The organism is Blautia sp. JLR.GB0024 (assembly GCF_037000545.1).
Taxonomy (GTDB): Bacteria; Bacillota; Clostridia; order Lachnospirales; family Lachnospiraceae; genus Blautia; species Blautia celeris.
The window spans coordinates 471,184-487,551 of the sequence record NZ_JBANBF010000003.1 but is presented as its reverse complement, the minus strand read 5'-3'; the positions used below and the strand labels follow the sequence as shown (position 1 = coordinate 487,551).

Sequence of the window (16,368 nt, the reverse complement as noted above, 5' to 3'; positions counted from 1 at the left end):
GTGGTTTGTGGTAAGCTAAGTTCGGATAATGGAATAACAGATTGAGTGACTGCCGGAATTTATAGAAGTATTCCGGTGGGTAAAAGGGAATCAGGTGAGAATCCTGAGCGATCCGGTCACTGTAAGAGGGAAGTCTGATTTCGCAGTACCATTGCGGCATATGCTGTGAGAAGGTGAAATTAAGGCGTTGATCCTCAAGTCAGGAAACCTGCTCAATATGGGATGAGATGGAGCTTCCGAGGAAAGTAACATCTGGAGTGCATTTCCTGCAGGGAAATGTGCTTTCTGGTGCTTGCTTTTTAGCAGGCATTTTTTATTTGCAGTGATGAAAAAACCAGAATCATGTTCCGCGTTAAAATGTTCTCCCATTATCTACAACAGAGAAAAGGAGAAAAAACATGAAGAAAAAACAAATTGCAAAGAAAATGCTGGCAGTTTTGCTGGCAGCAGGAATGATGCTGGGAACAGCGGCTTGCGGCTCAGATGGAAATAACAGCGGAGATTCCGAGCGAAAGGATGCTTCAAGCATCAAGGAAGAGAACCGGGCAGCCGCAGATGAGACAGATAAGGGTCAGGCTGCTGCAGATGGCACAGACAAGGACAAGACAGGAGAAACAGATGCAGATGATACAAATACAGAGGAGACATCTGCAAAGAAGACCGAGTATCCGCTGACGATCACTACCTACGGCACAGACGGTTCTGAGCTGCAGACCACCTATGAAAAAGCACCGGAGAAAGCTCTTGCCGTATACCAGGGAAGTGTGGAGACCATGCTGGCACTGGGGCTGGAGGACCGGCTTGTTGGCACTGCCGGCCTGGATAATGAGGTGCCGGATGAGCAGAAGGCTGCATTTTCAAAGACAAACTATCTGGATGAGTTTGCGCCGTCCCTGGAGACAGTGACTATGCTGGAACCGGATATGATTTTTTCATGGGGTTCCTATTTTGGTGAGACTACACTGGGAGACGCAAAAGGTTGGGTTGATAAAGGTGTCAATATCTATATAAATACCAACACACGTTCCAAGAAAGACGGAGAATCGTATAAAAGAACACTGGAGAATGAATATACCGATATCTTAAATATGGGTAAAATCTTCGACGTACAGGACAAGGCAGAAGCGATTGTCAGTGACATGAAAGATACAATTTCCAAGGTGGAGAGTAAGACAGCCGATATAACGGAGCGTCCGACAGCCATGATCGTAGAATTTATGGATCCTATCACCAATTACGGGGCAGGAAGCCTGGGCGGTGATATGGTGACAAAGCTGGGCGGTGAACTGGTTAACCCGGATGCCTCCAGTGTCGGCAGGGAAGATATTGTTTCCGCTGATCCGGATGTGATTTTTGTAGTATATATGCCGTATTCCGGTGATGACCCGGAACAGGTAAAACAGGAGAATCTTGATAAGATCCTGAAGGATGAGGCCTATGCAAGCCTGGACGCAGTGAAAAACGGCAGGGTGATCCCTATTATGCTGAGTGAAATGTATGCGAGCGCGACACGTACCAAGGATGGTATTGTCACATTTGCGGAAGGACTTTATCCGGACATTGAGCTGGGTCTGGAAGAATAAGAGGGATAGCAGGCGATGACAGGAACAAAGCAGGGGAAGCAGAAAAAGCTTCCCTTTCAAGTATACATTTTCATTTTGGCAGGACTGCTTTTTCTTTTAGTATTTTCAGTTCTGGCTTCTATTACATTTGGAAATGCGGATATTTCCGTCAGGGAAGTGTACAGTGTGGTGTTATATGAGCTTTTTCACATTGACAGGTTTTCTGCATTTTCAAGCGGTGCCGTGCATGATGTGGTCTGGGTCATCCGTTTTCCAAGGGTAGTCGTTGCTCTGACAGTGGGAATCGGGCTTTCGGTCTGCGGTGTTGTCATGCAGGCAGTTGTGAAAAATCCGCATGCGGACCCCTATGTCCTGGGCATTTCATCGGGTGCATCTCTGGGAGCGACACTTGCGGTCCTGTTTGGTGTCGGATATGTGTTCGGGGCAAATTCCGTGGGAGTCATGGCATTTTTAGGAGCAATGGTCACATCATTTGCTGTTTTATTTATTGCAGGTACAGGAGGGCCCTCCAATGCGGGAAAGCTGATTCTGGCAGGTATGGCTGTGAGTGCGGTATGCGCCGCTTTTTCAAATTTTGCGATTTATTTGGAAAACAACACAAACGCAAATACAGAGATTTTATTCTGGACCATGGGAAGTCTGTCAAATGCAAACTGGAGCAAGGTGACAGTTACGCTTCCTGTTATGATATTAGGTACCTTGATTTTCTGGTCCCAGTTCAGGAATTTGAATCTGATGCTTTTGGGAGATGAAGTCTCAATCACCCTGGGGACGGATTTACGGAGAGTCAGAAACAGATATATGGTTATGGCTTCCCTTATGGTGGGGTTTGCGGTGTATGCTTCGGGAACCATTGGTTTTGTGGGACTGATCATCCCCCATGCGGTCCGCATGATTTTCGGTACAGACCATAAACGTCTGATTCCCCTGTGCGCTTTGGTGGGCGGCATTTTCCTGATTTGGGCGGATGTGCTGTGCAGAGTGCTGCTGAAAAATGCGGAGCTGCCCATAGGGATCCTGGTATCCATGATTGGCGCACCGTGCTTTATCTATCTGATGATGAAGCGTTCCTATGGATTTGGAGGTGGTAAATCATGAAGGTATCCGCTGATAATATCCGTCTGTCCTATGGCGCAGAAGAAATCTTAAAAAGCGTGTCCATTGGAGCAGAGGATAAAGAGTTTGTAGGATTGATCGGCCCGAACGGAAGCGGTAAGTCCACGCTTTTGAAATGTATTTACCGAATCTTAAAACCAAATGACGGCTGTGTTATGCTGGACGGCAGTCCGCTTCAGGATATGAGCTACAGAAGCTCGGCAAAGAAAATGGCAGTAGTCGCCCAGCATAATTATTATAACTTTGACTTTTCTGTCCGGGAGGTAGTTCTCATGGGACGTTCTCCCCATAAAAAAGCAATAGAACGGAATAATGCCCGGGATTATGCCATTGTGGACAATGCGCTGTGCACGGTGGGAATGGAACGTTTTGCAGACAGAAGCTTTTCCACACTCTCAGGCGGGGAGCAGCAGAGAGTGATCCTTGCCAGAGCGCTGGCCCAGCAGACACCCTGCCTGGTGCTGGATGAGCCCACCAACCATCTGGATATTACCCATCAGCTACAGCTTCTAAAAATTGTGAAAAATCTGAATGTGACGGTGATCTCCGCAATCCATGATCTGAACATCGCAGCCATGTTCTGTGACAGGATCTATGTCCTGAAAGATGGAATAATCGCGGCAGAGGGAGCGCCCAGAGAAGTACTGACCAGGAAACTGATCAAAGAGATTTACCAGGTGGAGAGTGAGGTTGTGGAGGACAGCAGGGGACAGATGCACATTTTATTTACATAGGCGGTAAGAGAAAGATATGGAGAAGATAGGAATTTTGACCTGTATCCATGCCAATAATGTCTGTACAGGTGCCGGATGCCTGAAGGCATTTAATCATCGTAAAGATTTTTTCAAAGGATATGCAGCGGATACAGAACTGGCGGCATTTATGACGTGCAATGGATGCAGGGAAGATAATCCGGAAGAGCCGGAGGAAGATGCAGGGATCCGGGAAAAAATAGACAGGCTCTCAGAGGAAAATATTCTGAGAATGCATGTGGGCGTATGCAGACTGGATGACAATGGACAGGAGTGCAGCAGAATTGCTGAGATCTGCAGTATGCTGGAAAGCAGAGGAATCACAGTGATACGCGGGACTCACAGAGAATAAAACAGATGACAACAGGCACCGGCGAAAACCGGTGCCGTTTTTCTGCTCTGCGGCTGTTTTTATCTCTTCCTTTCTGCTATAATAGGAAAAAGCAGACAGAATTACGAAAGGAGCAGCAGACGGGCATAAGCGGCCCACCTGCGATCAAGACATATGAAAGACGAAAAACGAGACTGGCTGGACTGGGCAGTAGAGCTGCAGAGTCTTGCCCAGAGTGCCTTATATTACTGTAAGGATAAATACGATATAGAGCGTTTTGAACGAATCCGGGAAATTTCAGCGGAGATGATCAGCCGGCAGGCAGATATGCTATTTGAGAAAGCAAAAGATTTGTTCTGCTGTGAGGTGGGTTACCAGACGCCGAAGATGGACTGCAGGGCAGCCATAATTGAGGGGGACAAGATCCTTCTGGTACAGGAAAATGACGGCAGGTGGTCCATGCCCGGCGGATGGGTGGATGTGGATCTGTCTGTGAAGGAGAATACCATCAAAGAGGTGAAGGAGGAGGCCGGCCTGGACGTGACGGCTGACCTGGTCATTGCCATTCAGGACAGGGAAAAACACAACCAGCCCCGGTACGCATACAAAATCTGCAAAGTTATCATACTCTGCACCGTGATCGGCGGACACTTTGAAAAAAATCTGGAAACAGTGGACAGCGGCTATTTTTCCATGGATGAGCTGCCGCCTCTTGCGGAGGATAAAAATACAAAGGAACAGATCGCCATGTGCTTTGAGGCAGCCGGAGCAGAGCACTGGAAGACACAGTTTGACTGATTCCGGAAGAATGCCCATGAAAAAGGAGGACAGATAAATGCTTACATATAAAGAAATTGAGAAAGAGGATCTGGCATCCCTTGCAGCCATGTATGTGGAGACCTTTAATGCGCCGCCCTGGAACGATGCCTGGACCCCGGAGACTGCGGGAACCAGGTTGCGGCAGATGGCAGAGGCAGAAACTTTTTACGGCATCTGTGCGTATGAGGAGGACGTGCTCTGTGGTATGATACTTGGGTTTGCCGAGCAGTTTTATGACGGGGTTTTGTTTGAGATAAAAGAATTCTGTGTAAGAAATGCCAGCCGCGGAAATGGTATCGGTTCTGAAATTTACCGGGAATTTGAGCGGCGGCTCCGCAAAAGAAACATTGAGAAGGTTCAGCTCATGACCCTGCGTGGAAATGCGACCGAACATTTTTACGAAAAAAACGGTTTTGAGACAGATAAAGATTTGATCTTTATGAAAAAACAGATTTGATTTAAGTGTCTTTGAAGCGTCATTTTGGCAGTCCGCACGCCGCTGTCTGCCGAAAACGTTTTTAAATGCACTTTGACACAGAAATGAGAGGCTGATATGAAAAGAACACTTCCGGAGCGTATAAGAGAATATACGGAACACCGGGAATACAGGAAAGATACCATAGGCAGGTCCGGTTCGGAAATATTCTGCTTTTCTGATATGGTATTAAAAGCAGAGCGGGAGAAAAACGAGTCCCGCAGTGAACACGAAATGCTCAGATGGCTGCAGGGCAGGCTCCCTGTTCCGGAAATCATCTGCGCGGAAAAAAACGGTGATATGAGATACCTTTTGATGACAAAAGTCAGAGGAAAAATGCTCTGCGATGAGCAGTATCTCAGCAATCCAAGACTTTTGGTACATCTTCTGGCAGAAGGACTGAAAATGCTGTGGACAGTGGACATAAACGGCTGCCCGTTTAAGCGGCATCTGGATTACAAGCTGGAACAGGCATCCCTGCGGGTGGCAGGAGGCCTGGAGTTTGACGAAGATCCGGACACCTATGGAAGAGAAGAATTTGAAAGCCCTGAGGAACTTCTTCTGTGGCTGAAGGAGCACAGGCCGGAAGAAGAGACCGTATTCTCACACGGGGACTACTGTCTGCCCAATCTTTTTGCAGAGGATAACACCATCAGTGGTTTTATAGATCTGGGAAGAGCGGGGACAGCGGATATCTGGCAGGATATTGCCTTGTGCGTGAGAAGCTTAGAGTACAATACGGAAAAAAATAAGGGATGTGTAAATCTTCTTTTTGAGGAACTGGGAATGGACCCGGACTGGGAGAAGATTCGATACTATGTATTGCTGGACGAATTGTTTTGACAAGAAAGGAGAACAGGATATGCAGCACAGAGGAACAGTGGAACTGGAGACAGACAGGCTGGTGCTGCGCCGTTTTACCATGCACGACGCAGAGGCGATGTTTCATAACTGGGCAAGGGATGAGCAGGTGACAGCCTATCTCATGTGGCCTGCCCACAAAAGCCCGGAGGTATCCGGGGAAGTCCTGGAGGAATGGATCTTCCACTATGGGGAGAAGGATTTCTACCAGTGGGCGATCACGCTGAAGGAAAACGAAGAGGAACCCATAGGCTCAATCTCTGTCGTATCAAAAAATGATTCCATCGAAATGGTTCACATCGGTTACTGCATCGGCCGGAAATGGTGGCACCGGGGCGTGACCTCAGAGGCCCTGAAAGAAGTGATCCGCTTTTTCATGGAGGATGTGCAGGTAAACCGCGTGGAAACCCGCCACGACCCCCGCAATGTCAACTCCGGTAAAGTGATGAAAAAATGCGGGATGAAATATGAGGGCACCAGGAGACAGGCAGACTGGAATAACCAGGGACGCTGTGATGCGGCAGGGTACGCCATACTGGCGGAGGATTATTTTTCAGAATCTGCACAGCGAAACTCCTGAGGCGTTTTCTTGTAGTGCCGGCGGAAGGCTTTGATGAAGGACGCGCAGCTCGTATATCCCACAGCCTGTCCGACCTTGCGGACACTCATGGAGGTGGAAGTGAGAAGGGCAGCGGCTTTGGCCATGCGGCATTCCTTCAGATACCGGCCGATCGTCATGTGAAAACACATGGAAAAACCGGCCTTTAGTTTCTGTTCATTGAGAAAGACTTGTCTGCTCAACTGTGAAATGGAAGGGGCATTGGCAGGGTCTTCTGTGAGAATTTCTTTCGCCCGCTGGACGGCCAGCAGGTCGAATTCATCAAAGGTGATTTTTCTTTTACCCAAATATACGGTGGGCATCACATCCGGTGCAGAAAACGTTCCCTGTTTTACTGCATTTGTCAGAATGTCCATACACTGCAGCAGGCAGCCTTCCAGCATAAGCAGGGTGAGGCTGCCGTTTTGCGCCACTTTAAATAAACGGTGCAGCATGGTGACGATTTCCGGGGGCAGTGCATGGTATGTGCGGTTTTTGGAGAGACTGTCCAGTACAGAAGCATGAGGGTCAATGGTTTTTAAGTGTCTTACAAAATCAGGAAATACAGCGAACTCGATTCCCCTGCAGTGCTGTCCGGCATTCCAGAACTGCTGTCCTCTCACCTTCTCCTCCCGCACCAGAAAGGATGCCGGGGTGGAGGTGTGGGCAGAGATCCCTTCCATATCAAACCGTGTCCTGCCGTCATAGAAACTGCCGAACCGGAGCTGCGTATCACGGCACGCAAAGGCGAGAGAAAAAGGGGCAGATACCGTATAGTCCGCCACAGTAAAAGCATACAGGCCGGGCCGCTCATATAAAAGGCAGGTTCCGTCTTCCGGCCGATTTTCATTGGCATATCGGGTGCAGTGTTTCTCTTTATGAGAGTCAAATCCCAGGTTCTGCCAAATCCTGTCTTGAAATTCACGATGACTTTGTATACTCATTTTCCATACTCCTTTTCTGAAAATGCGGCAGTCTGCTGTACAGGTCCCGTGTGCGGAAGTCCGTTTTATACAGGGCCGCAGTCTTATTATCCCTCAGCTTCAGAGGTTTACCACAAAAAATATCGTTTTTTCATACGGTGACAGATATATTCCGATCAGGTGCAATTGCAAAAAAATGTTGCCTTAAATAGTATAGTATGCTAGAATGACTGCTGTCAATTAGCTATAACTAACTAAAGAATAAAATATGCCGTTACGAGAAAGGGAAGACATTATGATGAATAGGACGAGAAGACTGGCGCCGGCCATTGCCGTACTTGCCGCTGTGGGCATGCTGACAGGCTGTTCCGGAAAAGGCGGAGAATCGGGAAATAACAAGGTGGACACAGAAAATGAAAGTACCGCTCAGAAAGCCCAAGGCCCTGAGAAAAACGCCGCCTCCCGGGAAGCAGAAGAGGGCATGCGGACAGTGGAGACAGATAAGGGACAGGTGGAGATTCCCATAAACCCGGAGAACATTGTCACGGACTATTATCTGGGTGAGTTTCTGGCTGTGGACGTAAAGCCTGCCATCGCGTCCCCGTATTCCCTGTCGAATCCGTTTCTGGCGGATAAGACAGAGGGAATCCGGGAGATGGACATTACAAGCGCGGAGACTTCCCTGGAAATGATCGCTGCGCAGGAGCCGGACTTGATCGTGACCATCACAGAGGCAGATTATGAGAAATATTCCGAAATTGCCCCTACGGTTTATATTCAGGACGGAAAGCGCAGTGATGAGGAAGTATTCCGGTATATTGCGGACCTGGTGGGAAAAAGCGGGGAAGCGGAGGAATATATTGCTGATTTTAAGGCGCGGGCGCTTGACGTCAAAGAGGAAATCCGGGGAATCGTGGGTGACAGGACAGTATCCATTGTGGAGGTATGGCCTCAGCAGATCTACACCATGGGCAGCCATTTCGCAAGAGGCGGTTCCATTCTATACGATATGTGGGAGCTGAAAGCGCCTGAGGCAGTGCAGGCAGATATGGTGGATGGGGATACCCAGTATCAGGTGGTTTCCCTGGAAGCGCTGCCTGAATACACAGGAGATTTTATCCTGTATGGCGTGCTGGCAGATACGGACAGTGCCTTTGTGGAGGATTCCAAGCTTTGGAACAGCCTGGAGGCCGTGCAGGAGGGAAGAGTGCTCCCTTATGAGCAGGTGTCCTTCATGCACAGGGATCCGATCACCTACAATACGCAGCTTGATATCTTTATTGATTTCTTCAGAGGATTTGAGGGAAAATAATGGGCAGAGATGCGAAAAGAAAGACAGTATGTTTTTTGACAGCAGGAGCTGCGGCAGTTTTACTTGCCGCAGTCCTTTCCATATTATACGGAAGTACGGGCATTCCTCCCGGGAAGATTCTAGATGCGGTGCTCCGGCCGGATCTTACAGACCGGCAGCATTTGGTCATACGGGAACTCAGGATACCGCGGACAGCGGGCTGTATTTTGGTGGGAGCAGCGTTTTCAGCGGCTGGCGCCATGATGCAGGGGGTGACCAGGAACCCGCTGGCAGACTCCGGACTGTTGGGAATCAACGCGGGAGCCTCCTTTGCGCTGGCACTCTGTCTGGCCTTCCTGCCGGGGCTGGGGTTCTCAGGTGTTGTATTTTTTTCCTTTCTGGGGGCAGCAGGGGCTATGTTTACTGTATATGGGCTTATGAGCCTGAACAGGCGCGGGTTGGACCCGGTGCGGCTTGTGCTTGCGGGAAGCGCTGTGAGTATCTTCCTCTCATCCCTGAGTCAGGCAGTGGCGATTCTGTGTAAGATCGGTTACAATCTCACCTTCTGGACTGCGGGAGGCGTGGCGGGAATACGCGGAAAACAGCTCATCTTCGCCGGTCCGGTGATCCTTCTGGGACTGGCCGCAGCCGCGGCTCTTTCAGGAAGAGTTGCACTGCTGAGTCTGGGGGAGGAGGCGGCAAGAGGGCTGGGACTTTCCGTGGAACGCTCCCGGACGGTCTGCCTTTTTGTGGTCCTGCTGCTTGCGGGCGGTTCCGTGGCGCTTGCCGGTCCGGTGGCTTTTGTGGGCCTGATGGTACCTCATGTTGTGCGGTATTTTACAGGTGCGGATTACAGGTCTGTGATTCCCTGTTCCATGGTGGCAGGAGCTTTCTTCATGCTGGCGGCAGATATTCTTTCCAGAATGATAAATGCCCCCGGTGAAGTGCCCATCGGCCTTGTTTTTGCTGTGGTGGGGGTGCCGTTCTTTATCTGGACAGCCAGGAAGGAGGAGAGGACTTTTGAGTGAGAGAAGACGCAGGATCCGTATGGTTACGGTATTTATGATTCTGATCATCCTGCTGTTTGCAGGCATATGGCTGGAGATAAATGCGGGATACCGGAAAATCAGCCCGGAGGAAATGTGGGAGATCTTAAAGGGCGGAGGCACAAAAAGTGTCCGCTATACACTTCTGAACCTGAGGCTTCCCAGAATCTTCACCAGTCTTTTGGTGGGCGTGGGGCTGGCGGTCTCCGGCTGTGTGATCCAGGGTGTATCGAGAAATGATATGGCTGAGCCGGGAATCCTGGGAATCAATGCGGGTGCCGGGCTTTTTGTGGCAGCGTTTCTGGTGTTGGTGCCGCAAAGCTCTGTCAGCCTTACTGTGCTGCTTCCTGTACTGGCTTTTGCCGGTTCCATGGCGGTGGCTGTGTTGGATTACCGGCTGGCCCGCACAGGACAGGGGATTTCACCCCGCAGGCTGCTTTTGATGGGGGTGGCGGTTTCCACTGCCGTGTCCAGTGTGACCACCATTTTAATGCTGCGCCTGCCGGACAGCGATTATGCCTTTGTGCAGAACTGGCTGTCCGGCAGCATATGGGGAGCGAACTGGCAGAATGTGCGGCTGCTTTTTGTCAGCCTTCTGCTCCTTGGACTGTTTGTTTTTTATAAAAGCCGCACGCTGAATGTGCTGTCCTTAAGCTATCAGACGGCTGTGGGACTTGGAGCAGCCGTGTCCAGGCAGACCGTGGTCCTTCTCGGTGCAGCCATCGCCATGTCGGGCCTCTGCTGTGCGGTGGGCGGAGGACTGAGCTTTGTAGGCCTGGTCTGCCCTCATATGGCGCGCCGTCTGGTGGGACCGAACTACAGAATCCTGGTTCCGGCCACTGTGCTTACCGGGTCTGTGCTGATGACATATGCGGATCTGATATCCCGCACGCTGCTGTCGCCGAGGGAGATTCCCGTCGGAATCGTGGCTGCCGTGATCGGAGCCCCCTATTTTCTGTATCTGCTGATTAAAACGTAAAGGAGATTTTTATATGGATGCTGTACTTACAGGAGAAGGCATTTCCGTTGCATACCATCAAAATATTGTCATCCCGGCCATGGATGTGCAGATCCCCGGGGGGAACATGACGTCGATCATCGGGCCAAACGGCTGCGGGAAATCCACTCTTTTAAAAGCCCTGTCCCGCATGACACCTGTCCGGGAGGGCCATGTGTTTCTGGACGGCAGCCAGATCGCCAAAATGTCCACAGTGGAGGTGGCAAAAAAAATGGCGATCCTGCCCCAGGGGCCTCAGGCGCCGGGGGGCCTGACGGTCAAAGAGCTGGTGTCTTACGGCAGATATCCCCATCAAAGAGGTTTCGGGCGGCTGAAAAAAGAGGATTATGAGGCCGTTGACTGGGCGCTCTCCATTACGGATATGGAGGGGCTTGCAGGCAGGGATATGGACGCGCTCTCGGGAGGACAGCGGCAGAGGGCCTGGATCGCCATGGCCCTTGCCCAGGATACGCCTCTCATCCTTTTGGATGAGCCAACCACCTATCTGGACATGACGCATCAGCTTGAGGTGCTGGAGCTTCTGGAGGATTTGAATAAAAAACAGAAAAAAACCATTGCTATGGTCCTCCATGACCTGAATCTGGCGGCCAGATTTTCAGACTGGATGATCGCCATGCGCTCAGGCAGAGTGCTTTATAAGGGTACCCCGGAGGAAATCATGACGAAAAAGACCCTGGCGGATGTATTTTCCCTGGATGCCAGTATCAGCAGGGACCCGTGGACGGGAAAACCCATATGCCTTTCCTATAAGAGAATGAACCGGTCAGTGTATTGAATAAAAAACTTGCATTTCTCCTGATATTTCATAGAATGAAAGATAGTAACTGACCACAGTTACGCAAGATATGTAAACGATAGATTCTAACCATTTAATGTGCGGATAGATGGTATTAGAGCATGATTGAGAACAGGAGATTTTAAATGAGAAGTGTAGAAACCCCGGTAAAGAAGATCAGGCGTGAAGTATTTACAGAAATCTGCAAGGTTGCTTTTGCATCCACAAAGGATAATTTCAATGATGAGATAGAAGCCATCCCGTATCATATTGTAAAGGAGAGGGCAACTTACAGGGAGAGTATCTACAGGGAGAGAGCGGTGGCCAGCGAGCGTGTCCGCCTTGCCATGGGTATGTCCCTGCGCCCGGAAAATGAAGCAGTCCATATCACTGCAGGAATGGAAAACAGTAACATAGATGAAAAATATTATGAGCCGCCTCTTATGCAGGTCATCCCTTCTGCCTGCGATGCCTGCGAGCCCAACAAATATGAAGTCAGCAACATGTGCAGAGGCTGTGTGGCCCACCCCTGCAAACAGGTATGTCCGAAAAATGCCATATCTATAGTGAATGGAAAATCTGTGATCGATCAGGAAAAATGTATCAAATGCGGCAAATGCAAGGCCATCTGTCCCTATGACGCCATCTCCAAAATGGAACGCCCCTGTGCCAGGGCCTGCGGCGTCAAGGCCATCGGAAGCGACAATCTGGGCAGAGCTGCCATTGACCCGAAAAAATGTGTGTCCTGCGGCATGTGTATGGTGAGTTGTCCCTTCGGGGCAATTTCGGATAAGTCCCAGATCTTCCAGCTTTCCAGGGCACTGCGTGAGGGAAAAGAGATCATTGCCGAAGTGGCGCCTGCATTTGTAGGCCAGTTCGGAAAAGACGTGACTGCGGCAAAGTTCAAGGCCGCGCTTTTAAAACTCGGCTTTAAGGAAGTGTATGAGGTAGCGCTTGGCGCGGACATCGGGGCAATCGCGGAAGCTCATCACTATGCGGAAAAGGTGAGCACCGGAGAACTGCCATTTCTTCTCACGTCCTGCTGTCCATCCTGGTCCATGCTTGCAAAAAAACAGTTCCCGGATCTGATCGACAGTGTATCCCAGGAGCTGACCCCCATGGTCGCCTCTGCCAGAAGTATCAAACAGAAATACCCCAATGCCGGAGTGGTCTTCATCGGTCCCTGTGCGGCGAAAAAACTGGAGGCATCCAGAACGGACGTCCGCAGTGATGTGGAATTTGTCATTACTTTTGAAGAACTGCAGGGAATGTTTGACGCAAAGGGGATAGATCCGGCAATGATGGAAGAACAGGGCAGCCTGCACAATGCAACCGCAGCGGGAAGAGGTTATGCCATAGCCGGGGGTGTGGCCCAGGCGATTGAGGAATGCCTGCAGGAATACCACCCGGAAGTCCCGGTACATATTGAACATGCAGAGGGTCTGGCAGAGTGTAAGAAAGTGCTGACCCTTGCCAAAGCCGGAAAAATGAATGGCTGCCTCATAGAAGGCATGGGCTGCCCGGGCGGCTGTATGGCGGGAGCCGGAACCAATATTCCGTTAAAGGAAGCCGCGGCAGAGCTTAAGAAATATAAGGCATCCTCCACGAAAAAACTTCCGGCAGCGGAACTCATTGAAATTGAGCTTGATTAAATAGGGAGAGACCGGAAGTCCTTTTCCGGCCAAAAGGTGAGAAGATGAATATAAAGGAGCTGGAGTATTTTAAAACCGTGTGCCAGCACAAAAGTATCACAAAGGCGGCACACGCTCTGTATATGACACCTCAGGGCCTCAGCAAGATCATAAAAAATATTGAGAGTGAGATGGGCGCCTCTCTTTTAAACAGAACAGGTACGGGAATCAGTCTCACGGAAGCAGGCGCTTATCTGTATGCCAAGCTCCCTGAATTTCTGAATTCTTACCACTCCATATGCAGCGAGATCCGCTGCATTGAACAGCGGCAGAACCATGAGATCGACCTGCTGTCCGCCTACGGCATATTGAGGCTTGTGACTCCGGAATGCCTGGTGGATTTTAAGAAAAAGTATCCTCATATTAAATTCAATTACCGGGAATATCCTGACCGCCAGGTGGAAAGGCTGTTCCAGGAGGGAGAGGGAAATGTGGCCTTTACAGTGGGAAACGGCCTGCTGAAAAACACAAGGGCTACATTTATGGAAAAGTACGAGATCAAACTGCTGGTCAACCGGCAGCATCCTCTCAGTGGGAGAGAAACCGTCTCCATAAAGGATATGGAGGGGGAAAAGCTTTACATTGAAAGCTCGGAATTTAATATCCATAACCTGATACTGAGCCAGTGCAGGCTGGCAGGATTTAAGCCGGATATCGTTTTCGAGACCAGCGGATTCAGTCTGTGCCATAAAATGGTGCAGCAGAACAAAGGCATCTCTGTCACTGTGGATTTTATTTTTGATGACATGAAACAGGACGATCTGGTCATGCTCCCCTTTGAGGAGGGGCCTTTCTACTGGGAGACCTATATGCTGACCCGGGAGGGAAAGGCAGAGAACCCGGATATCAGCCTTTTTCACAACCATGTGATGTACTGGCTGGAGGAAATCAGGAAAAATTCCATACAGAGGTGAAACGCCTCAGAGATTCGTTGCATGCTTGAAACGTTTTGTTTATTATCAGCGAAGAAACGGTATGTTACAATAATCACGAATTCACTCATAAAGAAAGACACATCTCAGAACCGCAAATGAGGTGTGTCTTTCTTTTTGCATACCCCATCAATGAAACGTTGAAGAAAGTCAATAAAACGTTGATGGGAACCCCTGCCCGGGGTTGTTATAATATAGACAAATACAATATTTCAGGAGGATAAGGATGAGTTCGTTTAGGTTGACAACAGTAGAAGAATTCGAGGCAGCCACAGACAGGCTGCTGGAGACAGGGGCAAAGGTCGGTGCGGATTCCTGGCAGATGCGCGTGAAGAACCAGACACCCCACTGCAAATTCGGCGAGGAGGGCATTTGCTGCCGTATCTGTTCCATGGGACCCTGCCGGATCACAAAAAAGGCGCCGAGAGGTATCTGCGGCTGTGACGCACACGGCATTGCGGGAAGGAATTTTCTGCGTTTTACGGCAGGAGGGGCAGCCACCCATTCAGACCATGGGCGTGAGATCTGCCATACCCTGCACACGGTGGCACCGGATGGCAATTATAAGGTAAAGGACGCGGAGAAACTGATCCGCATCGCAAAAGAATGGGGCGTAGAGACAGAGGGCCGGGATATCTATGAACTGGCACATGAGATGTCAGAGCTGGCCCTTATGGAATACGGAAAACCCTTCGGTGTGCAGAGATGGCTGAAACGTGCGCCGGAGCATACACAGAAGCTCTGGCATGACGCGGAGATCGAGCCGAGAGCCATTGACCGTGAAGTTTCCACTGCCATGCATATGACACATATGGGAAATTCCAGTAAACCGGAGGCACTGGTGCGTCAGGCTCTGCGCTCCGGTATGTCTGACGGATGGGGCGGCTCCATGTGCGGCACGGAATTTTCAGACGTCATGTTCGGCACACCGAAACCGGTGGATACAGAGGCTAATCTGGGTGTCATGAAAGAGGATCAGGTCAACATCATTGTACACGGACATGATCCCAGTCTTTCCGAGATGATCTGCGAATACGCCGATGATCCGGAGATGGTGGCACTTGCAAAAACCATGGGAGCAAACGGGATCAACGTTGCAGGCGTCTGCTGTACATCCAACGAGGTTGCCATGCGAAGAGGCGTACCCATGGCGGGAAATTTCCTGCAGCAGGAAAATGTGGTGCTGACCGGAGCCTGTGAAGCCATTGTAGTGGATGTACAGTGCATTTTCCCGGCACTGGGCCCTCTCTCCAAATGCTTCCATACCAAGTTTATCACCACCTCCCCCATTGCGCAGATGCCGGATTCCGATTTCATCCGTTTTAACGCAGAGACAGCAGGGGAGAATGCTAAGAAGATTGTCCGCACAGCGGTTGAGAATTTTGCCAACAGAAAACAGGAGCTGGTACATATTCCGCAGTTAAAGCAAAAGGCCACGGTGGGCTATTCCGTGGAGGCCATAGTCAAGACTCTGGACGGTGTCACAAACTCACAGGTGGACGTGCTGGGCACCACGAAACCGCTGCTGGAATGTATCACATCCGGCGTGCTGCGGGGCGCTGTAGCTATGGTCGGCTGCAACAATCCAAGGGTACGCCCGGACTACGCGCATATTGAACTGATGAAAAAGCTCATCAAAAACGATATCATCGTGATCTTGTCAGGATGTTCCGCCCAGGCAGCGGCAAGGGCCGGACTTATGGATAAGAGGGCAAAAGACCTGTGCGGAGCCGGTTTAAAGAGAGTCTGTGAGCTGGCAGATATTCCGCCTGTCCTGCATATGGGATCCTGTGTGGATATCAGCCGTATGATGGTCCTGGCGTCTGAGCTGTCAAAGGATTCCGGGCTGCCCATCTCCAAGCTTCCTGTTGTGGGATGCGCGCCGGAATGGATGTCAGAGAAAGCCGTGTCCATCGGAAACTATGTGGTTGCCACGGGGATTGATACATTCCTGGGTGTAGACCCGCAGGTCAGCGGTTCCTCTGAGGTCACATACTGGCTGACAGAGGGTGTCCGCAAGTGGGTGGAAGCAGCGTACACCGTGGAGAAAGATATTGAAAAACTGGGCGATGCCATGATCGCCAGAATAGAAGAAAAACGTGCGGCTCTGGGAATATAAAAAGATTCGCTTTTACCAAGAAAATATCATTTGCGGAG

General features: G+C 50.2%; 16 protein-coding genes and 1 riboswitch. Of the genes, 15 read left to right on the top strand and 1 reads right to left on the bottom strand.

Annotated elements, in window-relative coordinates; all coding sequences use genetic code 11:
- Positions 1-26 precede the first annotated feature (26 nt).
- Positions 27-230: riboswitch (cobalamin riboswitch) on the top strand.
- Between the two features lie 168 nt (positions 231-398).
- From V8Q34_RS10390 to V8Q34_RS10355, 8 genes are all read left to right on the top strand, one after another.
- Positions 399-1,583: an ABC transporter substrate-binding protein gene (locus tag V8Q34_RS10390; RefSeq protein WP_033142461.1), complete on the top strand. Its 1,185-nt coding sequence runs from the start codon at positions 399-401 to the stop codon at positions 1,581-1,583.
- A gap of 15 nt (positions 1,584-1,598) precedes the next feature.
- Complete coding sequence (locus tag V8Q34_RS10385) at positions 1,599-2,681, top strand: FecCD family ABC transporter permease (RefSeq protein ID WP_335835381.1); 1,083 nt, start codon at positions 1,599-1,601, stop codon at positions 2,679-2,681.
- Entirely contained in the window at positions 2,678-3,433 is a 756-nt protein-coding gene (locus tag V8Q34_RS10380; protein WP_335835380.1) for an ABC transporter ATP-binding protein, read from the top strand. Before V8Q34_RS10385 ends, V8Q34_RS10380 begins: the two co-directional genes overlap by 4 nt.
- A gap of 16 nt (positions 3,434-3,449) precedes the next feature.
- Positions 3,450-3,803 (top strand): CGGC domain-containing protein, encoded by a 354-nt coding sequence (locus V8Q34_RS10375; RefSeq protein ID WP_033142459.1) that lies wholly within the window; start codon positions 3,450-3,452, stop codon positions 3,801-3,803.
- 153 nt (positions 3,804-3,956) lie between these two features.
- Entirely contained in the window at positions 3,957-4,580 is a 624-nt protein-coding gene (locus V8Q34_RS10370) for an NUDIX hydrolase (protein WP_335835379.1), read from the top strand.
- A 37-nt stretch (positions 4,581-4,617) separates the two neighbouring features.
- Positions 4,618-5,058, top strand: coding sequence for a GNAT family N-acetyltransferase (locus V8Q34_RS10365; protein WP_033142457.1), 441 nt, complete (start codon positions 4,618-4,620; stop codon positions 5,056-5,058).
- 96 nt (positions 5,059-5,154) lie between these two features.
- Positions 5,155-5,919: an APH(3') family aminoglycoside O-phosphotransferase gene (locus V8Q34_RS10360; RefSeq protein ID WP_335835378.1), complete on the top strand. Its 765-nt coding sequence runs from the start codon at positions 5,155-5,157 to the stop codon at positions 5,917-5,919.
- A gap of 19 nt (positions 5,920-5,938) precedes the next feature.
- Positions 5,939-6,517 carry a GNAT family N-acetyltransferase gene (locus V8Q34_RS10355; protein WP_335835377.1) on the top strand — a complete coding sequence of 193 codons (579 nt, stop codon included), beginning with the start codon at positions 5,939-5,941 and terminating at the stop codon, positions 6,515-6,517.
- On the opposite strand, the gene V8Q34_RS10350 is transcribed toward V8Q34_RS10355, so the two are convergent.
- Positions 6,484-7,479, bottom strand: a complete 996-nt coding sequence (locus V8Q34_RS10350) for a helix-turn-helix domain-containing protein (protein ID WP_335835376.1) — start codon at positions 7,477-7,479, stop codon at positions 6,484-6,486. The two genes, V8Q34_RS10355 and V8Q34_RS10350, sit on opposite strands and share 34 nt — an antisense overlap.
- Before the next feature lie 274 nt (positions 7,480-7,753).
- Between V8Q34_RS10350 and V8Q34_RS10345 the strand changes: the two genes are divergently transcribed.
- The 7 genes from V8Q34_RS10345 to cooS all read left to right on the top strand — a co-directional run bounded on the left by V8Q34_RS10345 (position 7,754) and on the right by cooS (position 16,330).
- On the top strand, positions 7,754-8,770 hold the full coding sequence (locus V8Q34_RS10345; protein ID WP_335835375.1) for an ABC transporter substrate-binding protein: 1,017 nt from the start codon (positions 7,754-7,756) through the stop codon (positions 8,768-8,770).
- Positions 8,770-9,777: a FecCD family ABC transporter permease gene (locus V8Q34_RS10340; RefSeq protein ID WP_033142453.1), complete on the top strand. Its 1,008-nt coding sequence runs from the start codon at positions 8,770-8,772 to the stop codon at positions 9,775-9,777. Before V8Q34_RS10345 ends, V8Q34_RS10340 begins: the two co-directional genes overlap by 1 nt.
- Positions 9,770-10,774, top strand: a complete 1,005-nt coding sequence (locus V8Q34_RS10335) for a FecCD family ABC transporter permease (protein WP_244806930.1) — start codon at positions 9,770-9,772, stop codon at positions 10,772-10,774. Before V8Q34_RS10340 ends, V8Q34_RS10335 begins: the two co-directional genes overlap by 8 nt.
- 13 nt (positions 10,775-10,787) lie before the next feature.
- Positions 10,788-11,588, top strand: a complete 801-nt coding sequence (locus tag V8Q34_RS10330) for an ABC transporter ATP-binding protein (protein WP_335835374.1) — start codon at positions 10,788-10,790, stop codon at positions 11,586-11,588.
- A gap of 146 nt (positions 11,589-11,734) precedes the next feature.
- Positions 11,735-13,240, top strand: a complete 1,506-nt coding sequence (locus V8Q34_RS10325; RefSeq protein ID WP_033142450.1) for a 4Fe-4S dicluster domain-containing protein — start codon at positions 11,735-11,737, stop codon at positions 13,238-13,240.
- 44 nt (positions 13,241-13,284) lie between these two features.
- Positions 13,285-14,193, top strand: a complete 909-nt coding sequence (locus V8Q34_RS10320; RefSeq protein ID WP_033142449.1) for a LysR family transcriptional regulator — start codon at positions 13,285-13,287, stop codon at positions 14,191-14,193.
- Between the two features lie 244 nt (positions 14,194-14,437).
- Positions 14,438-16,330: an anaerobic carbon-monoxide dehydrogenase catalytic subunit gene (gene cooS, locus V8Q34_RS10315; protein WP_033142448.1), complete on the top strand. Its 1,893-nt coding sequence runs from the start codon at positions 14,438-14,440 to the stop codon at positions 16,328-16,330.
- Positions 16,331-16,368 lie beyond the last annotated feature (38 nt).